This is a genomic window from Rhodanobacter sp. FW104-R8, from assembly GCF_001617365.1.
GTDB lineage: Bacteria > Pseudomonadota > Gammaproteobacteria > Xanthomonadales > Rhodanobacteraceae > Rhodanobacter.
The window spans coordinates 15,241-32,234 of sequence record NZ_LVJR01000122.1; the positions used below are offsets into that span (position 1 = coordinate 15,241).

General features: G+C 70.0%; 16 protein-coding genes. 6 read left to right on the top strand and 10 right to left on the bottom strand.

What is annotated here, in order from left to right:
* Nucleotides 1-24: 24 nt before the first annotated feature.
* Complete coding sequence (locus RHOFW104R8_RS16125; RefSeq protein WP_068096459.1) at nucleotides 25-2,022, top strand: acetyl-CoA hydrolase/transferase C-terminal domain-containing protein; 1,998 nt, start codon at nucleotides 25-27, stop codon at nucleotides 2,020-2,022.
* Here the strand turns inward: RHOFW104R8_RS16125 and ccoS are convergent.
* The 7 genes from ccoS to ccoN form a co-directional block, all read right to left on the bottom strand.
* The gene (gene ccoS / locus RHOFW104R8_RS17920) at nucleotides 1,919-2,161 is read right to left on the bottom strand and encodes a cbb3-type cytochrome oxidase assembly protein CcoS (RefSeq protein ID WP_068096458.1); all 243 of its coding nucleotides are present in this window, start codon (nucleotides 2,159-2,161) and stop codon (nucleotides 1,919-1,921) included. The genes RHOFW104R8_RS16125 and ccoS overlap by 104 nt on opposite strands.
* Nucleotides 2,158-4,416 (bottom strand): cation-translocating P-type ATPase, encoded by a 2,259-nt coding sequence (locus tag RHOFW104R8_RS16130; RefSeq protein WP_068096456.1) that lies wholly within the window; start codon nucleotides 4,414-4,416, stop codon nucleotides 2,158-2,160. Before RHOFW104R8_RS16130 ends, ccoS begins: the two co-directional genes overlap by 4 nt.
* On the bottom strand, nucleotides 4,413-4,649 hold the full coding sequence (locus RHOFW104R8_RS16135; RefSeq protein ID WP_068096453.1) for a hypothetical protein: 237 nt from the start codon (nucleotides 4,647-4,649) through the stop codon (nucleotides 4,413-4,415). The genes RHOFW104R8_RS16130 and RHOFW104R8_RS16135 overlap by 4 nt, the downstream gene beginning before the upstream one ends.
* Nucleotides 4,633-5,544: a cytochrome-c oxidase, cbb3-type subunit III gene (ccoP, locus tag RHOFW104R8_RS16140; protein WP_068096452.1), complete on the bottom strand. Its 912-nt coding sequence runs from the start codon at nucleotides 5,542-5,544 to the stop codon at nucleotides 4,633-4,635. The genes RHOFW104R8_RS16135 and ccoP overlap by 17 nt, the downstream gene beginning before the upstream one ends.
* Nucleotides 5,541-5,714, bottom strand: a complete 174-nt coding sequence (locus tag RHOFW104R8_RS16145; RefSeq protein WP_068096451.1) for a cbb3-type cytochrome c oxidase subunit 3 — start codon at nucleotides 5,712-5,714, stop codon at nucleotides 5,541-5,543. Before RHOFW104R8_RS16145 ends, ccoP begins: the two co-directional genes overlap by 4 nt.
* Nucleotides 5,711-6,361 (bottom strand): cytochrome-c oxidase, cbb3-type subunit II, encoded by a 651-nt coding sequence (ccoO, locus tag RHOFW104R8_RS16150; RefSeq protein ID WP_068096450.1) that lies wholly within the window; start codon nucleotides 6,359-6,361, stop codon nucleotides 5,711-5,713. The genes RHOFW104R8_RS16145 and ccoO overlap by 4 nt, the downstream gene beginning before the upstream one ends.
* Nucleotides 6,362-6,488: 127 nt before the next feature.
* Nucleotides 6,489-7,955 carry a cytochrome-c oxidase, cbb3-type subunit I gene (gene ccoN / locus RHOFW104R8_RS16155; protein ID WP_068096448.1) on the bottom strand — a complete coding sequence of 489 codons (1,467 nt, stop codon included), beginning with the start codon at nucleotides 7,953-7,955 and terminating at the stop codon, nucleotides 6,489-6,491.
* Between the two features lie 54 nt (nucleotides 7,956-8,009).
* Between ccoN and RHOFW104R8_RS17530 the strand changes: the two genes are divergently transcribed.
* The 3 genes from RHOFW104R8_RS17530 (at nucleotide 8,010) to RHOFW104R8_RS16165 (ending at nucleotide 10,424) form a co-directional block, all read left to right on the top strand.
* Nucleotides 8,010-8,279 (top strand): hypothetical protein, encoded by a 270-nt coding sequence (locus tag RHOFW104R8_RS17530; protein ID WP_153021751.1) that lies wholly within the window; start codon nucleotides 8,010-8,012, stop codon nucleotides 8,277-8,279.
* The gene (gene ispG / locus RHOFW104R8_RS16160) at nucleotides 8,276-9,535 is read left to right on the top strand and encodes a flavodoxin-dependent (E)-4-hydroxy-3-methylbut-2-enyl-diphosphate synthase (RefSeq protein WP_068096446.1); all 1,260 of its coding nucleotides are present in this window, start codon (nucleotides 8,276-8,278) and stop codon (nucleotides 9,533-9,535) included. Before RHOFW104R8_RS17530 ends, ispG begins: the two co-directional genes overlap by 4 nt.
* An 88-nt stretch (nucleotides 9,536-9,623) precedes the next feature.
* Nucleotides 9,624-10,424: an HD-GYP domain-containing protein gene (locus RHOFW104R8_RS16165; protein ID WP_068096445.1), complete on the top strand. Its 801-nt coding sequence runs from the start codon at nucleotides 9,624-9,626 to the stop codon at nucleotides 10,422-10,424.
* Between the two features lie 2 nt (nucleotides 10,425-10,426).
* On the opposite strand, the gene aat is transcribed toward RHOFW104R8_RS16165, so the two are convergent.
* From aat to trxB, 3 genes are all read right to left on the bottom strand, one after another.
* Nucleotides 10,427-11,155 carry a leucyl/phenylalanyl-tRNA--protein transferase gene (aat, locus tag RHOFW104R8_RS16170; RefSeq protein ID WP_068096444.1) on the bottom strand — a complete coding sequence of 243 codons (729 nt, stop codon included), beginning with the start codon at nucleotides 11,153-11,155 and terminating at the stop codon, nucleotides 10,427-10,429.
* Nucleotides 11,152-12,297, bottom strand: a complete 1,146-nt coding sequence (locus RHOFW104R8_RS16175) for a GNAT family N-acetyltransferase (RefSeq protein ID WP_068096440.1) — start codon at nucleotides 12,295-12,297, stop codon at nucleotides 11,152-11,154. Before RHOFW104R8_RS16175 ends, aat begins: the two co-directional genes overlap by 4 nt.
* 86 nt (nucleotides 12,298-12,383) lie before the next feature.
* The gene (gene trxB / locus RHOFW104R8_RS16180) at nucleotides 12,384-13,349 is read right to left on the bottom strand and encodes a thioredoxin-disulfide reductase (RefSeq protein WP_068096436.1); all 966 of its coding nucleotides are present in this window, start codon (nucleotides 13,347-13,349) and stop codon (nucleotides 12,384-12,386) included.
* A gap of 214 nt (nucleotides 13,350-13,563) precedes the next feature.
* Between trxB and ald the strand changes: the two genes are divergently transcribed.
* Together ald and RHOFW104R8_RS16190 are read left to right on the top strand one after the other, a co-directional pair.
* Nucleotides 13,564-14,628 (top strand): alanine dehydrogenase, encoded by a 1,065-nt coding sequence (gene ald / locus RHOFW104R8_RS16185; RefSeq protein WP_068096434.1) that lies wholly within the window; start codon nucleotides 13,564-13,566, stop codon nucleotides 14,626-14,628.
* A gap of 30 nt (nucleotides 14,629-14,658) precedes the next feature.
* On the top strand, nucleotides 14,659-16,983 hold the full coding sequence (locus RHOFW104R8_RS16190) for a DNA translocase FtsK (RefSeq protein WP_068096433.1): 2,325 nt from the start codon (nucleotides 14,659-14,661) through the stop codon (nucleotides 16,981-16,983).
* The last annotated feature ends 11 nt before the right edge of the window (nucleotides 16,984-16,994 follow it).

Below are 16,994 nucleotides of genomic sequence, written 5' to 3' on the forward strand. Positions count from 1 at the left end.
GAGCCTGTCCGCGGGGCTTCTGGCATGATCGCCCGCATGCCGATCGAGCACCGCTACGTCGACACCGATGCCTGCGCGCGCCACCTTGCCGAGGAGCTGGGGCCGCATCTGCGCATCGCCGCGCCGCTGGGCCTGGGCAAGCCGCACGGGCTGCTCAACGCGCTGTACCGGCGGGTCGCCGCCGATGCGGCCTGCTCGATGCGGCTGTACACCGCGCTGTCGCTGACCCGGCCGCAGCCGGCGCCGGGGCTGGAGCAACGCTTCCTGGGGCCGTTCCTCGAACGCCACTTCGGCGCCGATGCGGTCGACCCGCAGTACGCGCTGGACCAGGCGCGCGGTGCGCTGCCCGCGAACGTCGAGGTGCACGAGTTCTATATGCAGTCCGGCGCGCTGCTGCATTCGGCCAGCGCCCAGCGCAGCTACATCAGCCAGAACTACACCCACGTGGCGCGCGACCTGGCGGCGCAGGACATCAACCTGCTGGTGCAACTGGTGGCCCGGCGCGAGGGGCCGGACGGCGTGCATTACAGCCTGTCGTGCAACCCGGACCTGACCCTGGATTTCCTGCGCCAGGTGCACCAGGCCGGCCGGCCGCGGCCGCTGTGCGTGGCGGTGGTGCATCCGGACCTGCCGTACCTGGGCGGCGACGCCGAGGTGGCGGAAGCGTATTTCGACATGGAGCTGCGCCCGGAACACTCGCCGCGGCTGTTTGCGCTGCCGCGGCTGCCGCTGGATCTCGCCGAATACGCGCTGGGGCTGCACGCCAGCGCGCTGGTCAGGGACGGCGGCTGCCTGCAGGTCGGCATCGGCGCGCTGTCCGATGCGCTGGTGAAATCCCTGCTGCTGCGCCAGCAGGACAACACCCTGTGGCGACGCGCGCTGGTGGCGCTGGATCCGGGCGGCGCCACCCACGCACTGGCCGGCCGGCTGGGCGGTCTGGCGCCGCTCGAGACCGGCCTGTACGGCGCCAGCGAGATGGTGATGGACGGCTTCATGCACCTGCAGCGCGCCGGCATCCTGAAACGGCGCAGTTGGGACAACCTGGCGCTGGAGCGCGCCGCCGCCGCCGGCCGCCTGGATCCGTCCGCCCCCGGCGGGCACTACCTGCGCGGCGCGTTCTTCCTCGGCTCGCGCGAGCTGTACGACTGGCTCGGCGCCACCGAGGCGGCCGACCCGGACGCGATCGACATGTGCGCGGTGTCCAACGTCAACCAGCTGTACGGCGACCATCAGGCGCTGGCGACGCTGCAGCGGCGCGGCGCGCGCTTCTTCAACACCTGCATGATGGCGACCCTGCTCGGCGCGGCGGTGTCCGACACGCTGGAGGACGGCGGCGTGGTCAGCGGCGTGGGCGGCCAGTACAACTTCGTGGCGATGGCGCACGAGCTGCCGGGCGGCCGCTCGGTGCTGCTGCTGCGCGCCACCCGCGAGAGCCGCGGCGGCATCGAGAGCAACATCCGCTGGAATTACGGCCAGACCACCATCCCGCGCCACCTGCGCGACCTCGTCGTCACCGAGTACGGCGTTGCCGACCTGCGCGGCAAGAGCGACAGCGAATGCGTCGAGGCGATGCTGTCGATCGCCGACGCGCGCTTCCTCGATGCGCTGTGCGCGCAGGCGAAGGCGCACGGCAAGCTGACTGCGGATTTCGCGGTCCCCGCGGCCTGGCGCCGCCATCATCCGCGCCACCTGCACGAAGCGCTGGCGCCGTTCCGGCACAAGGGCCTGCTGCCGGCGTTTCCGTTCGGCAGCGATTTCACCGCGGTCGAGCAGCGCCTGCTGCCGGCACTGGAATGGCTGAAGGCCGCCAGCGGCAACTGGCGTGGCCGCTGGCGCCTGCTGCGCGCCGCGATTCGCCCCGGCGAGGCGGTGGACGGCGAGGCCGAGGCGCTGGCGCGGATGGGCCTTGCCGGTCCGCTCAGCTTGGCCGATCGCCTGCAGCGTCGCCTGCTGCAGGCGGCGTTGCGTCGGATGGCGCCGGCGGATCCGGCGGCGCTTCCGGCGCCGCCGCCGGGCCCGTAGCCGGGTCGTCCATCAGCGGCAATACCGCGGGGCTGTCCAGGTCGTCGAATTGCTGGTGGTTGACCGCCCAGAAAAACAGCCACACTGCGACGATCACCACCAGCAGGGTGACCGGGATCAGCACCAGCAGGATGTTCATGCGCGCAGCTCGCGCGGGCGCAGCGCCGGGCCGGAACTGCCGGCGTGGCCAGGCTCGTCGCCGCCGACACGCAGCGCGTTCAGCACCACCAGCAGCGAGCTCAGCGACATGCCGATCGCGGCCAGCCACGGCGTCACCAGGCCGAGCGCGGCGAACGGCACCGCGGCCAGGTTGTACCACAGCGACCAGCGCCGCCCCTGCTGCGTCACCCGCTGCACCTGGCGGGCGATGGCGCGGGCATCGGCCAGGCTGCCGAGGTGGCCGTCGAGCAGCAACAGGTCGGCGTGGGTCTGCGCCAGCCCGGTGCCCGAGGCCAGCGCGGCGGAGACGTCGGCGCCGGCCAGCACCGGGGCGTCGTTGCTGCCGTCGCCGACGGCGAGGGTGACGCGGCCTTCGGCGCGCGCCGCCTGCAGCCGGGCCAGCTTGTCCTCGGGCGACTGGCGCGCGTGCCGGTCGGCGACGCCGAGGCGCTCGGCCAGCGCGGCCACGCGGGATTCGTGGTCGCCGCTGGCGATGGCGACGGCGACGCCGTCGGCGCGCAGCGCGTCGAGCAGGCGGCGGGCCTCGGCGCGCGGCTGTTCGGCGAGGTGGAAGGCGGCGATTGCGCCATCGGCATCGGCCAGCACCAGCGCGTCGGCGAGGCCGGCCGGTGCAGCTGCGCCGGCCAGCGCCAGCGCGAAGTCGGCGCGGCCCAGCCGCAGCGCGCAGCCGTCGACCTCGCCGCTGATGCCGGCGCCGGCGCTGACCCGCACCGCTTGCGCCTGCAGCGGCAGCGCCCGTTGGCGGGCCGCGTCGGCGAGCGCGCGGGCCAGCGGGTGCGAACTCTCGTGGGCCAGCGCGTCGGCCAGCTGCAGCACCCGTTCCGGCGTGTCGCCGCGCAGGGGTTCGATGCCGCGGTGGTCCAGCTGCGGCACGCCGAGGGTGCCGGTCTTGTCGAACAGCGCGTAGTCGACCCGGGCCAGCGTGGCCAGTGCCTTGCCGTCGGCGACCAGCACGCCGCGCCCGGCCAGCACGCCGAGCGCGCGGGTGAGCGCGGCCGGGCGGGCCAGCGCGAACGAGCAGGGACAGGCCACCACCAGCACCGCCACCGCGGCCTCGAATGCGCGCGACGGGTCGACCAGCAGCCAGCCCAGCGCGGTCAGCGCGGTCAGCGCCAGCACGCGGGCGACGAAGCGGCCGATCTCGCGGTCGCCCGGCGCCACCAGCGTGCGCGCCTGCCGCGCACGGGCAGCCAGCGCGCCCAGCCGCGCCGCCGCGGTGGCGGCGCCGCTGTGCTCCACGCGCAGTTCGGCCGGGCCGGACAGCAGCAGGCTGCCGGCGATCAGCCGTTCGCCGCGCTGGCGCCGTACCGGGCGCGACTCGCCCGACAGCAACGCCTCGTCCACCTGCACGCCGGGGCTTTCCAGCACGCCGTCCGCCGGCACCGCCTCGCCTTCGGCGACGTGCACGCGGTCGCCGGGCAGCAGGGCGATCGCGGCGACCGTTTCCAGCGCGCCGTCGCCGCGCCGTCGCTGCGCCAGCAGCGGCGTGGCGTCGATCACCGCGTCGCCGAGCGCGCCGCTGCGGTGGCGCGAGCGCAGCTCCACGTAGCGCCCGCCGAGCAGCAGGAACACGAACATGGCCACCGAATCGAAGTAGATCTCGCCGCTGCCGCGCAGCGTGTTGAACGCGCTGGCCAGGAACACCAGCAGCACCGCCAGCGCCACCGGCAGGTTGATGCCGAGCCGGCGCTCGCGCAGTTCGTGCACGGCGCCGCTGAAGAACGGCTGCGCCGAGTAGAACACCACCGGCAGGGTGGTCAGCAGGCCGAGCCAGCGGAACAGGCTGCGCGTGCTGAAGTCGACGAAATCGACCACGCCGATGTAGATCACGAAGGCGTACGTCATCACCTGCATCGAGCACATGCCGGCGACCAGCAGGTGCTTCAGCGCCTGGTGCTGCTCCCGCGCGCGGGCGTCGTCGATGCTGTCGCATTGCAGCGGCCGCGCCGGGCAGTGCGCGGCGTCGAAGTTGTCGAGCAGGGTCGGCAGTGGGGTGCGCCGGGCGTCCCACACCACCCGCACGCGCCGGGCGGGCCGGTCGATGGCGACGCGCCGCACGCCGGGCAGGGCGCGGATCCGCTGCTCCAGCCACAGCACCTGGCGCGGGTCGTGCAGCGACTCGACCCGCAAGGCGATTTCGCTGCCGCCGTCACGGCGGGTGCGCACTACCTGCGCGGCGAGCTGCGGGTGAGCCCACGCCGCGTTCGCGTTCATCGCGGCGGGCCCGAGGTCGGGTCGTGCGGCGTGGCAGCGCTGTGCGGCGCGACCGGCACGCCGAACACGGTATGCGAGGTGTCCAGCGGCGTGTCGGCGTGGCGGGCGCCGAGCACGATCATCCAGACGCAGCCGGCCAGCGACGCCAGGAAGACGGCGACGCCGAGCCACAGCACCGGCTGGCGATACCAGGTCGAGGCGCTGCGGATGGCGGGGTCATTGCCGGCTGGCATCGCTGGTCTGGTGCGACTGGTGGTAGACGTAGGCGGCGAGCACGTGGATCTGTTCGTCGGACAGACGCGGGCTCCACGCCGGCATGTGGCCCTGGCGGCCCTCGCCGATGGTCTTCTCGATGTCGGCCACGCTGCCGCCGTGCAGCCATATGTGGTCGGTGAGGTTGGGTGCGCCCAGCGCCTGGTTGCCCTTGCCGTCGGCGCCGTGGCAGGCGGCACAGGTGGCGAACAGCGGCTGGCCGGCCGCGGCCTTGGCGGCATCGTGCGGCGAGCCGGACAGGCTGAGCACGTACTGCGCCAGGTTCTTCACGTTGTCCGCGCCGAGGCTGGCCCACGGCGGCATCACGCCGCTGCGGCCGTCGTGGATCGAAGTGGTGATGTCGCTGCCGCTGCCGCCGTAGAGCCAGTCGTTGTCGGTGAGGTCGGGGGCGCCCAGCGCCATGTTGCCCTTCGCGCTGCGCTGGTGGCAGGCGGCGCAGTTGTCCTCGAACAGCACCTTGCCCATCTGCAGCGCCTTGGGGTCGGCGGCCAGCTGCTCGACCGGATACAGCTTGAAGCGGTCCATCAGCGGTGCGAGTTCGGCCCGGTTGGCGGCCACGTGCCTGGCCAGCTCGTCGTGCGAGGTCCAGCCGAGCACGCCCTTGAAGTTGCCGAAGCCGGGGAACAGCGCCAGGTAGACGAAGCCGGCCACGAACATCGCGCCGGAGAACAGCACCCACCACATCGGCAGCGGGCGCACGCCTTCGCGCAGCACGCCATGGGCCCAGACGTGGCCGCTGGTGCCGTCGGGCAGGGTGGGGATCTTCGCGCGCGGTCCCCACAGGTACAGGAAGAACGTGATGCCCATGTTGAGCACCACCAGGAACATCACCCAAAACGACCATCCTGCGCTCACGGGCGATCCTCCTCGACGTCGGCTTCGGGCTCGTCTTCCATCGGCAGACGCGCCATGCGGTTGAACACGGGCTTGTGGTACTTGCGCCACGCCCAGACCCAGATGCCGATGAAGCTGAACATCATCAGCAGGATCAGCACCCCGGCGACATGCCCCCACACCGGGTTCATGGCGCACCTCCGGCGCTGGCCGGCGCGGCGGCCGGATCCGCTTCGTTGCGGATGCCGAGGCCCTGCAGGTACGCAATCAGCGCCTCCATCTCGGTCTTGCCTTCCACCGCGGCGGGTGCAGCGGCGATGTCGGCGTCGGAGTACGGGTCGCCCAGCTTGCGCAGGACGCGCATGCGCGCCTGGATGTCGGCGGCATCGAGTTTCTTCCCGGCCAGCCACGGGTAGCCGGGCATGTTCGACTGCGGCACGACCTGGCGCGGGTTCATCAGGTGCATGCGCTGCCAGTCGTCGGAGTACTTGCCGCCGACGCGGGCCAGGTCCGGACCGGTGCGCTTGGAGCCCCACTGGAACGGACGGTCGTAGACCGATTCGGAGGCCACCGAGTAGTGGCCGTAGCGCTGGGTCTCGAAGCGCAGCGCGCGGATCATCTGCGAGTGGCACAGGTAGCAGCCCTCGCGCACGTAGACGTCCTTGCCGGCCAGCCGCAGCGGGTCGTACGGATGCACCCCGGGCGGCGCCTTCAGCGAGTGCGCCTCGACGAACAGCGGGGTGATCTCGGCCAGCCCGCCCAGCGACACCATGATCGCGATGCCGATGCCGAGCAGGCCGGCGTGTTTCTCGATTGCTTCGAAATGCTTGTAGGCCATGGTGTGAGCTCTACTTGAAGAGTGCGGCCATGGATGGCCGCTGTTGGATTTGCCGGGCCGGCTTGCCGCCACGCAAGAGGGACTTGATCGAAGCGGCGATCATGGACGAGCGCATCAGTCGGCTCCCTCAACCGGCGGCGGGCAGGGGGGCCGGTACCTGGTGCGGCGCCGGTTCGGGCACCGGCACCGGGATCGGCTTGATCAGCCGCGCCCGCGCATCCGCCGCGGTGTGCCACAGGTTCCACGCCATCACCACCATGCCCGACAGGATCAGCACGCCGCCCATCCAGCGGATCAGGTACATCGGCTTGATCGCGATCAGGCTGTCCAGGAAGCCGTAGGTGAGCGCGCCGTCGGGCTGGGTGGCGCGCCACATCAGGCCCTCGGTGACGCCGGCGGTCCACATCGCGCCCACGTACAGCAGGGTACCCATCATGTGCAGCCAGAAATGCACTTCCATACCCTTGTGCGAATACATCTCCGGGCGGCCCAGGGCGCGCGGCGCCATTGCGTACAGCGAACCGATGGTGATCATCGCCACCCAGCCCAGCGAGCCGGAATGCACGTGGGCGATCGTCCAGTCGGTGTAGTGCGACAGCGAATTCACCGTCTTGATCGCCATCATCGAGCCTTCGAAGGTGGCGGCGGCGTAGAACACCAGCGACATCACCATGAACTTCGCGGCGGGGTCGCTCTTCAGCCTGTACCAGGAGCCGTTGAAGGTGAGCAGGCCGTTCGCCGCCGAGCCCCAGCTGGGCATCAGCAGCACCAGCGAGAACGCCATGCCGACCGACTGCACCCAGTCGGGCAGCGCGGTGTACATCAGGTGGTGCGAGCCGGCCCACATGTAGACCGAGATCAGCGCCCAGAAATTGACGATCGAGAAGCGGTAGCTCCACAGCGGTTGCTGCGCCTGGCGCGGCACGAAGTAGTACATCATGCCGAGGAAGCCGGCGGTGAGGAAGAACGCCACCGCGTTGTGGCCGTACCACCACTGCACCATCGCGTCGACCACGCCGGAGTAGATCGGGTAGGACTTGGTCATCGACACCGGCAGGGCGAGGTTGTTGACGATGTGCAGCAGGCCCACCGCGATGATGAACGCGCCGTAGTACCAGTTCGCCACGTAGATGTGCTTGATGCGCCGGCGCGCCAGGCTGCCGAAGAACACCACGCCGAAGCTCACCCACACCACCGCGATCAGGATGTCGACGAACCATTCCGGCTCGGCGTATTCCTTACTCTGGGTGATGCCCAGCGGCATCGTGGTCATCGCCAGCACGCAGACCAGCTGCCAGCCCCAGAACGTGAAGGCGGCCAGGTTCTTGAAGGCCAGCCGTGCGTGGCCGGTGCGCTGTACCACGTAATAGCAGGTGCCCATCAGCGCCGAGCCGCCGAAGGCGAAGATCACGCCGAACGTGTGGTCGGGGCGGATGCGGCTGAAGGTCAGCCAGGGGATGTCGAAATTCAGCGCGGGCCACATCAGTTCGGCGGCGGCGTAGACGCCGACCGACATGCCGATGATGCCCCACACGGCCGCGGCCAGCAGGAACTGGCGCACGACCTTGTCGTTGTAATACTCGGTGTTCGGCATGGGCTTCCCCGGGAAGATATCAGCGCATTCTGGCGCGAAGCATGGATCGCCATCATGACTTCGATCAAGCGGCTGCGGCAATCCGCCTCCATCCCCTGCGGCGGCCCCCCCTGCGGGCGGCCGCCCGATACTGCCGAACGGCGCGTCGAGGGATTGTGCAGGCATTTCATGGCGACGCCCTCGCTGCTGCCGGAGCGGCCTGATCCGGTGCATGTCCCGGCGGTGCCGGCGTGCGCCGATTTGTCACAGGAGGACAGGCACGATCGGGTATCCTTGTTGCATCGCTGCGAGCCGTCGCGGCCTGCATTCCGGTTGATTCCATGAGTGAGATCGCTGCACAGAAACCGCGTCCGGCCGCGCCGGCGCTCCGCCGGCCCAGCGTGGCCGTGCAGATCGGCAAGGTGAAGGTGGGGGGCGGCGCGCCGGTGGTGGTGCAGTCGATGACCAACACCGACACCGAGGACCCGGCCAGCACCGCGAAGCAGATCGCCGAACTGGCCCGCGCCGGCTCCGAGCTGGTGCGCATCACGGTGAACACGCCGGCCGCCGCCGCCGCGGTGCCGCGGATCGCCGAGCGGCTGGCGATGATGGGCGTGGACGTGCCGATCGTGGGCGACTTCCACTACAACGGCCACCAGCTGCTGGAGCGCGAGCCGGCCTGCGCCGAGGCGCTGGCGAAGTACCGCATCAACCCCGGCAACGTCGGCTTCGGCAAGAAGAGGGACAGCCAGTTCGGCGCGATCATCGAGAAGGCGATCCAGTACGGCAAGCCGGTGCGCATCGGCGCGAACTGGGGTTCGCTGGACCAGGGCATGCTCACCGCGCTGATGGACGAGAACGCCCATCGCGCCGATCCGTGGGACGCCTCGCACGTGGCGCGCGAGGCGCTGATCCGCTCGGCGCTGGATTCGGCCGCGCTGGCCGAGAAGATCGGCCTGCCGCGCGAGCGCATCATCCTGTCGTGCAAGGTGTCCGGCGTGCAGGAGCTGATCGCGGTGTACCGCGACCTCGCCGCGCGCTGCGACTACGCGCTGCACCTGGGACTCACCGAGGCCGGCATGGGTTCCAAGGGCATCACCGCGTCCAGCGCCGCGCTGGCGGTGCTGCTGCAGGAAGGCATCGGCGACACCATCCGCATCTCACTCACGCCGGAACCGGGCGCTTCGCGCACCGGCGAGGTGATCGTGGCGCAGGAGCTGCTGCAGACCATGGGGCTGCGCTCGTTCACGCCGCTGGTCACCGCCTGCCCGGGCTGCGGCCGCACCACCAGCGAGTTCTTCCAGGAGCTGGCCAAGACCGTGCAGGAACATGTGCGCGAACAGATGCCGGTGTGGCGCATCAAGTACGACGGCGTGGAGAACCTCACCCTGGCGGTGATGGGCTGCATCGTCAACGGCCCGGGCGAGTCCAAGCACGCCAACATCGGCATCTCGCTGCCCGGCAACGGCGAGGCGCCGGCAGCACCGGTGTTCATCGATGGCGAGAAGGCGATGACCCTGCGCGGCGACAACATCGCAAACGAGTTCGTGGGCATCCTGGACGACTACGTGGCCCGCAAGTATGCGGCGCGCGCCGGCTGAGGCACGGGTCACAGCCTTTGCGTTCACGCTACTACACACTGCGCGCGGCCTGCAGCCGCAGGCCTGACGCATCGCCGGAGCCACGCGAGTGACGATCAGCCCACCGTTCCGTACGGCCTCGGTCTACGTGCTGGTGTCCACGCTGTGGATCTGGCTCTCCGACCGCGCGCTGGACCTGCTGGTGCAGGGGCAGGCCGAGCTGTCCTTCCTGCAGAGCGTCAAGGGCATCGTGTTCGTGCTGACCACCGGCGCGCTGCTGTACTGGATGACCGGCCGCGACCTGCACCGGCTGGAGGCTGCCAACCGGACCCTGCTGGAAGGCCACCGGCAGACGCTGGGTGCGCTGGTGTCGGCCATGGACGTCCGCCACCGCGAGACGGGCGACCACTCGGACCGGGTGATGCGCATGGCCACGGGCCTGGCGCGGCTGGCCGGCGTGCATGGCGAGGCGCTGCGCAACCTGAGCTTCGGCGCGTTGCTGCACGACATCGGCAAACTGGGCTTGCCGGACGCGGTACTGGTCAAGCCGGGCAGGCTGGACGACGACGAGATGGCGGTGGTGCGCCAGCACCCGCGGCTAGGCTACGAGCTGATGCAGCAGGTGGATTTCCTGCGCGGGGCCAGCGACATCCCGCACAGCCACCACGAACGCTGGGACGGCAGCGGCTACCCCCAGGGCCTGCGCGGCGAGGCGATTCCGCTGGCCGCGCGCATTTTCAGCGTGGTGGATATATGGGACGCGCTGATCACCGCGCGCGTGTACAAGCCGGCGTGGCCGGAGGCGGACGTGCTGGAGTACCTGCGCGCCGCCGCCGGCAGCCAGCTCGATCCGGACCTGGTGGCGCTGTTCCTGGAAAACTACGACGAGCTCAAGGCACTTGCTCGCTGAGGTCAGTGGCCGGCGCAGGGCTGGATCAGCCGCGGGGTGAGGCCGGCCCAGCTGCCGTCCGGTCCCGCCAGCCGGCCGAGTCGGGCGACTTCCTGCAGGAACTGCCCGCGCGGCATCTCGACGGCGCCGAGGCCAAGCGTGTGCGCATTGCTGACCTGGGCGTCGAGCAGCGGGAAATCCATCGCGTGCAGCAGCCGCGCCAGCGCGACCAGGGCCAGCTTCGAGCCGCCGCTCTCGGCGCTGAACATCGACTCGCCGCAGAACAGCCGGCCGACCGCCACGCCGTAGATGCCGCCGACCAGCCGTTCGCCGTCCCACACCTCGACGCTGTGCGCATGGCCCAGCTTGTGCAGCCGCACGTAGGCGTCGATCATCGCCGGCACCAGCCAGGTGCCGCTGTCGCGGGTGCGCGGCGCGGCGCAGGCGCGGACCACCTGCTCGAAGGCATGGTCGAGGCTCAGCCGCCAGCGTTTGCCGGCGAGCTGGCGGCGCAGGCTGCGGTTGATCCGCAGCGTCGCTGTAGAAAACAGGCAGCGCGGGTCGGGCGACCACCACAGGATCGGTTCGCCCTCGCCGTACCACGGGAAGATGCCTTGCCGGTACGCCGCCAGCAACCGCCGCGGCGACAGGTCGCCGCCGAACGCGAGCAGGCCGTTCGGCTCAGCCAGCGCGCAGCCCGGATCGGGAAAGCGATCCGGATCGTCGGGATCCAGCAGCGGCAGGTGCATCATCGTTCCGGGTGGCCGTGATCGGCGTAGGGGCTGTGGCCCTGCAGCTCGGCGGCATAAGCGTCGACCGCTTCGGCCTCGCTGGCAAGCGCCGCGGCCACCGCGGCACGGAAGTCCGGATTCGGCAGGTAGTGGCGCGAATGCGTGCGCACCGGCAGGAAGCCGCGCGCCAGCTTGTGCTCGCCCTGCGCGCCGGGTTCGAAACGCGCCAGCCGCTGCGCGATCGCGTATTCGATACCGCGGTAGTAGCACAGCTCGAAGTGCAGGCCGGGCACGTCGACTGCCGCGCCCCAGTAGCGGCCGTACAGCGTGCCGCCACCCTGCACGAACAGCGCCATCGCCAAGATGGCGTCGCCGTCGCGGGCCAGCGCCAGCTGCGCGGTCGCTTCCAGTTCGCCGAGCCGGCGGAAGAACGCCACGGTCAGCGCCGCGTGGTTGCCCTTCATATCAAAGGTGGCCGCATACAGCGCATGCACCTGCCGCCACTCGTCGCCGCTGAGCGTGTCGCCGCTGCGCCATTCGATGGCCAGCCCGCTGGCCACGACCTGGCGGCGCTCATGCAGGATGTTCTTGCGCTTCTTGTGGTTGAGCGCGGCGAGGAAGTCCGGGAAGTCGCGGTAGCCGCGGTTGTGCCAGTGGAACTGCACGTCCGAGCGGATGAGCCAGTCGTCGCCGAATGCGGCCAGTTCGGCGGGTTGCAGGAAGTTCGCATGCACCGACGACAGACCGAGCCGCGCGGCTTCGCCGCGCATGGCATCGACCAGCGCGCGCTGCAGTGGCGGCGTGCGTGCGCCGCTGCCGGCGAGCAGGCGCGGGCCGGGCACGGGCGAGTAGGGCACGCCGTTGAGCAGCTTCGGGTAGTAGGTGCCGCCGGCGCGCTCCCATGCGCGCGCCCAGCCCCAGTCGAACACGAACTCGCCGTGCGAGTTGCCCTTCAGGTACAGCGGCGCGGCGGCCAGCAGCCGGCCACTTTCATACAAGCCCAGGTGGTGCGCCTGCCAGCCCCAGTCGGGGCGGATGCAGCCGCTGCGTTCCAGCGCGTCCAGGAACGCGTGCGACACGAACGGGTTCGCCTCGGCGCGCAGGGCATCCCACTCCGCGGCTGGCAGCCCGGCGATCGCATCGTGGAAGCGGATCTCGTGCATGGCGTGGCTTGTAGGAGCCCGCTAGCGGGCGATGCTTTTCCGGTTCTCGATCGAGAGCATCGCCCGCTAGCGGGCTCCTACACCGGTCACCCCGCCGGCGTCTGCTTGTCCAGCCAGCGTTCGGCATCCAGCGCGGCCATGCAGCCGAAGCCGGCCGAGGTGACCGCCTGGCGGTAGATGTGGTCGGCCACGTCGCCGGCGGCGAACACGCCGGGCACCGAGGTCATCGTGGCCATGCCGTGCTGGCCGCTGTGGATCCTGATGTAGCCGTCGTGCATGTCGAGCTGGCCTTCGAAGATGCCGGTGTTCGGCGTGTGGCCGATTGCCACGAAGAAGCCGGTGGCGGCGATGTCGCGGGTGGCGCCGGAGTTGACGTCCTTCACGCGCACGCCGGTGACGCCGGAGTCGTCGCCGAGCACCTCGTCGATGCTGTGGTTCCAGACCAGCTCGATCTTGCCGGCGGCGGCCTTCTCGAACAGCTTGTCCTGCATGATCTTCTCGGCGCGCAGCTTGTCGCGGCGGTGCACCAGGTAGACCTTGCGGCCGATGTTGGCCAGGTACAGCGCCTCCTCGACCGCGGTGTTGCCGCCGCCGATCACCACCACGTCCTGGTCGCGGAAGAAGAAGCCGTCGCAGGTGGCGCAGGCGGACACGCCCTTGCCCTTGTATTTCTCCTCGCTCTCGATGCCGAGGTACTTGGCGGTGGCGCCGGTGGCGATGATCAGCGCGTCGGCGGTGTATTCGCCGGAGTCGCCCTTGAGCCGGAACGGGCGCTGCTTAAGGTCCACCGTGTGGATGTGGTCGAAGATCATCTCGGTGTGGAAGCGCTCGGCGTGCTCGGCCATGCGCTGCATCAGCGCCGGGCCCTGCAGGCCTTCGACGTCGCCCGGCCAGTTGTCCACGTCGGTGGTGGTCATCAGCTGGCCGCCCTGCTGCAGGCCGGTGATCATGGTCGGCTTGAGGTTGGCGCGCGCGGCGTACACCGCGGCGGTGTAGCCGGCGGGGCCGGAGCCGAGGATCAGCAGGCGGCTGTGTTTGGGGGCGACGGTCATGTTTATAATCCTTCGGGTTTTCTGGTGACTTGAGTGGCTATTCGCTCCGATCCCTGCGGCGGTTTCTCTTCGGGCAGCAGCGGATGATGACGACGGAGCGCACGACCCCGGAAGAATGGGGAATACGCGGCACCGATTCAAGGCATCGGCAGATCGGCGGCACGACCGCGTCGATGGCGCGATGGGTTCAACCTCCCACAGGACTCCTTATCCCATGCGCATCGGCATTCCCTGCGAAACCAAGACGATGGAAGGGCGCGTCGCGCTCATTCCCGCTGCCGCCGCCGACCTGGTGCGCCGCGGCCATGAAGTGTTCATCCAGTCCGGCGCCGGCCTGAAAAGCGGCTTCGCCGACGAGGCCTACGCCAGGGAAGGGATCACGGTGGTGGCGGACGCCGCCGCGCTGTACGGGGCCGGCGAGCTGATCGTCAAGGTGAAGGAGCCGATCGCCGGCGACCTGGCGCTGCTGCAGAAGCGCCACCTGCTGTTCTGCTACCTGCACCTGGCCGCCGAACCCGGGCTGACCCGCCACCTGCTCGACATCGGCCTCACCGCGGTGGCGTTCGAGTCGGTGACCGAGAACGGCCTGCTGCCGCTGCTGCTGCCGATGTCGGTGATCGCCGGCCGCATCGCCACCCAGCTCGGCACCACGCTGCTGCATCGCCCGCAGGGCGGCAAGGGCAAGCTGCTCGGCGGCATGGCGTCAACCCCGCGCGGCAAGGTGGTGGTGCTCGGCGCGGGCGCCGCCGGCGGCAACGCCGCGGCGCTGGCCGCGGCCGCCGGCGCCAACGTGGTGGTGTTCGACAAGCGCCACGACCGCCTGGCCGAGATGATGGCGATGGGCCCGAACGTCACCGCGCTGTACGCCTACGAATCGTCGGTGGCCGAGGAAGTGCGCGACGCCGACATCGTGGTCGGCGCGGTGCTGATCCCCAGCGCCCGGGCGCCGCACGTGGTCAGCGAGGCGATGGTCCGGACGATGGAGCCGGGCAGCGTGCTGGTGGATATCGCGATCGACCAGGGCGGCTGCTTCGAGACCTCGCATCCGACCAGTTGGAAGGAACCCACCTATGAGGTCCATGGCGTCACCCACTTCTGCGTGACCAACATGCCGGGCGCGGTGCCGCAGACCTCGTCGCTGGCGATTTCCGCCGCGATCCTGCCGTACGTGCAGCGTCTGGCCGCGGGCAACGAGTGGCGCCGGTTCGCTCCACTGAACAGCGGCATCAATGTCGATGACGGCAAGCTGGTGCATCCTGCGCTGCAAGGTATGCTCTAACCCTTGGCAGGCAGGAAGGGGGCACCCAGGGTGGCGCGCAGCTCAAACGTCAAGCAACAACCGAAGGAGGGCCTCAGCGAGGAGGTGAAGCGCCGGCTGCGTGAAGCCGGTGCCCTGTTGCTGCTGCCGCTGGCGCTGTACCTGCTGGTATGCCTGTTCAGCTACAACCCGCACGACCCCAGCTGGACGAACGCCGGCCAACTGGAACATGCGCGCAATTTCGGCGGCACCGTGGGCGCCTACATCGCCGACCTGCTGCGCTGGATCTTCGGCCTGGTCGCCTACTGCTTCCCGCTGCTGCTGCTGTTGCTGGGCGTGCAGGTGTTGCGCCAGCGCGGCGAACAGGTGGTGCATCCGTGGGAGCCAGCGCTGCGCCTGATCGGCTTCGTGTTCTTCTTCATCACCGGCCCGGCGCTGCTGTACCTCAATTTCCATGACGAGCCGGTGCTGCCGCAGGGCGTGGGCGGGATTATCGGCGTGTGGGTGGGCAGCGCCCTGCTCGGCGCGTTCGGCGACAAGGGGGCGCCGCTGCTGCTGCTGGCGCTGTTCCTGGTCGCGGTGACCCTGGCCACCGGGCTGTCCTGGTTCAAGCTGATGGACTGGACCGGGCAGGGCGTGTTGAAACTGATCGACTGGCTCAAGGCCAAGCTTCGCGAGGCGCCGCAGGCGCTGGCCGCGCGGCAGGCGCGCACCGAGCGCGAGGTGGTCAAGAAGGCCGACGCGGTGCGCCAGGCCAAGCGCGAGCCGGTGCGCATCGAGGCTGCGCCGGCGCCGGTGACCAAGAGCGAGCGGGCACGGCTGGAAACCCAGATCCCGCTGTTCACCGGCGCGGCCGCGCCGGGCGAACTGCCGCCGCTGTCGCTGCTGGACGAGGCGCCGCCGCAGGGGCCGGGCTACTCCGAGGAAACCCTGGAGGTGCTCTCGCGCCAGGTCGAGTTCAAGCTGAAGGACTTCAAGATCGACGTGAAGGTGGTCGGCGCCTATCCGGGCCCGGTGATCACCCGCTTCGAGATGGAGCCGGCGCCGGGCATCCGCGGCTCGCAGGTGTCCAGCCTGGACAAGGACATCGCGCGCGGCCTGTCGGTGGTCAGCGTGCGCGTGGTCGACGTGATCCCCGGCAAGAACGTGATCGGGCTGGAGATCCCCAACACCCACAAGCAGATCGTGTACCTCTCCGAGATCCTGCGTTCGGACAAGTACGACCAGGCGAAGTCGCCGCTGTCGCTGGCGCTGGGCAAGGACATCGGCGGCAAGCCGGTGGTAGTCGACCTGGGCAAGATGCCGCACCTGCTGGTGGCCGGCACCACGGGCTCGGGCAAGTCGGTGGCGGTCAATGCGATGGTGCTGAGCCTGCTGTACAAGGCCAGCCCGAAAGACGTGCGGATGATCATGATCGACCCGAAGATGCTGGAGCTCTCGGTGTACGAGGGCATCCCGCACCTGCTGGCGCCGGTGGTCACCGACATGAAGGAAGCCGCCAACGCGCTGCGCTGGTGCGTGGCCGAGATGGAGCGTCGCTACAAGCTGATGGCGGCGGTGGGCGTGCGCAACCTGGCCGGCTTCAACAAGAAGGTGAAGGACGCCGAGAACGCCGGCCAGCCGCTGCTGGACCCGCTGTTCCGTCCCAACCCGGAGATGCCGAACCTCGCTGCGGAGCCGCTGGAACCGCTGCCGTACATCGTGGTGTTCATCGACGAATTCGCCGACATGATGATGATCGTCGGCAAGAAGGTGGAGGAGCTGATCGCCCGCTTGGCGCAGAAGGCGCGCGCCGCCGGTGTGCACCTGATCCTGGCCACCCAGCGGCCGTCGGTGGACGTGATCACCGGCCTGATCAAGGCGAACATTCCCACCCGCATCGCGTTCCAGGTGTCCAGCAAGATCGACTCGCGCACGATTCTCGACCAGTCCGGTGCCGAGACCCTGCTCGGCCATGGCGACATGCTGTACCTGCCGCCCGGCACCGCCACGCCCGAACGCGTGCACGGCGCCTTCGTCGACGACCACGAGGTGCACCACGTGGTGGCGTGGCTGAAGGCGCAGGGCGCGCCCCAGTATGTCGAGGGCGTGCTGGAGGAAGTCCAGGCCACCGGCGACGGCAAGTTCATCAACGACGCCGGCCTGCCGCAGGAGGGCGAGGAAGGCGGCGACGCCGAAGCGCAGCTCTACGACAAGGCCGTGGCCATCGTCACCCAGACCCGGCGCGCCTCGATCTCGGGCGTGCAAAGGCACCTGCGCATCGGCTACAACCGCGCCGCGCGGCTGATCGAACAGATGGAGCAGGACGGCGTGGTCAGCGCCCCGCAGCACAACGGCAACCGCGAGGTGCTGGCGCCGCCACCACCCAAAAACTGAATCCGATGCCG

Excerpts from the sequence above, each read along its gene's own strand:
- RHOFW104R8_RS16125 (WP_068096459.1), top strand. The coding sequence starts at position 25 with ATGATCGCCCGCATGCCGATCGAGCACCGCTACGTCGACACCGATGCC.
- ccoS (WP_068096458.1), bottom strand. The coding sequence starts at position 2,161 with ATGAACATCCTGCTGGTGCTGATCCCGGTCACCCTGCTGGTGGTGATC.
- RHOFW104R8_RS16130 (WP_068096456.1), bottom strand. The coding sequence starts at position 4,416 with ATGAACGCGAACGCGGCGTGGGCTCACCCGCAGCTCGCCGCGCAGGTA.
- RHOFW104R8_RS16135 (WP_068096453.1), bottom strand. The coding sequence starts at position 4,649 with ATGCCAGCCGGCAATGACCCCGCCATCCGCAGCGCCTCGACCTGGTAT.
- RHOFW104R8_RS16145 (WP_068096451.1), bottom strand. The coding sequence starts at position 5,714 with ATGAACCCGGTGTGGGGGCATGTCGCCGGGGTGCTGATCCTGCTGATG.
- ccoO (WP_068096450.1), bottom strand. The coding sequence starts at position 6,361 with ATGGCCTACAAGCATTTCGAAGCAATCGAGAAACACGCCGGCCTGCTC.
- ccoN (WP_068096448.1), bottom strand. The coding sequence starts at position 7,955 with ATGCCGAACACCGAGTATTACAACGACAAGGTCGTGCGCCAGTTCCTG.
- RHOFW104R8_RS17530 (WP_153021751.1), top strand. The coding sequence starts at position 8,010 with ATGACTTCGATCAAGCGGCTGCGGCAATCCGCCTCCATCCCCTGCGGC.
- ispG (WP_068096446.1), top strand. The coding sequence starts at position 8,276 with ATGAGTGAGATCGCTGCACAGAAACCGCGTCCGGCCGCGCCGGCGCTC.
- aat (WP_068096444.1), bottom strand. The coding sequence starts at position 11,155 with ATGATGCACCTGCCGCTGCTGGATCCCGACGATCCGGATCGCTTTCCC.
- RHOFW104R8_RS16175 (WP_068096440.1), bottom strand. The coding sequence starts at position 12,297 with ATGCACGAGATCCGCTTCCACGATGCGATCGCCGGGCTGCCAGCCGCG.
- trxB (WP_068096436.1), bottom strand. The coding sequence starts at position 13,349 with ATGACCGTCGCCCCCAAACACAGCCGCCTGCTGATCCTCGGCTCCGGC.
- ald (WP_068096434.1), top strand. The coding sequence starts at position 13,564 with ATGCGCATCGGCATTCCCTGCGAAACCAAGACGATGGAAGGGCGCGTC.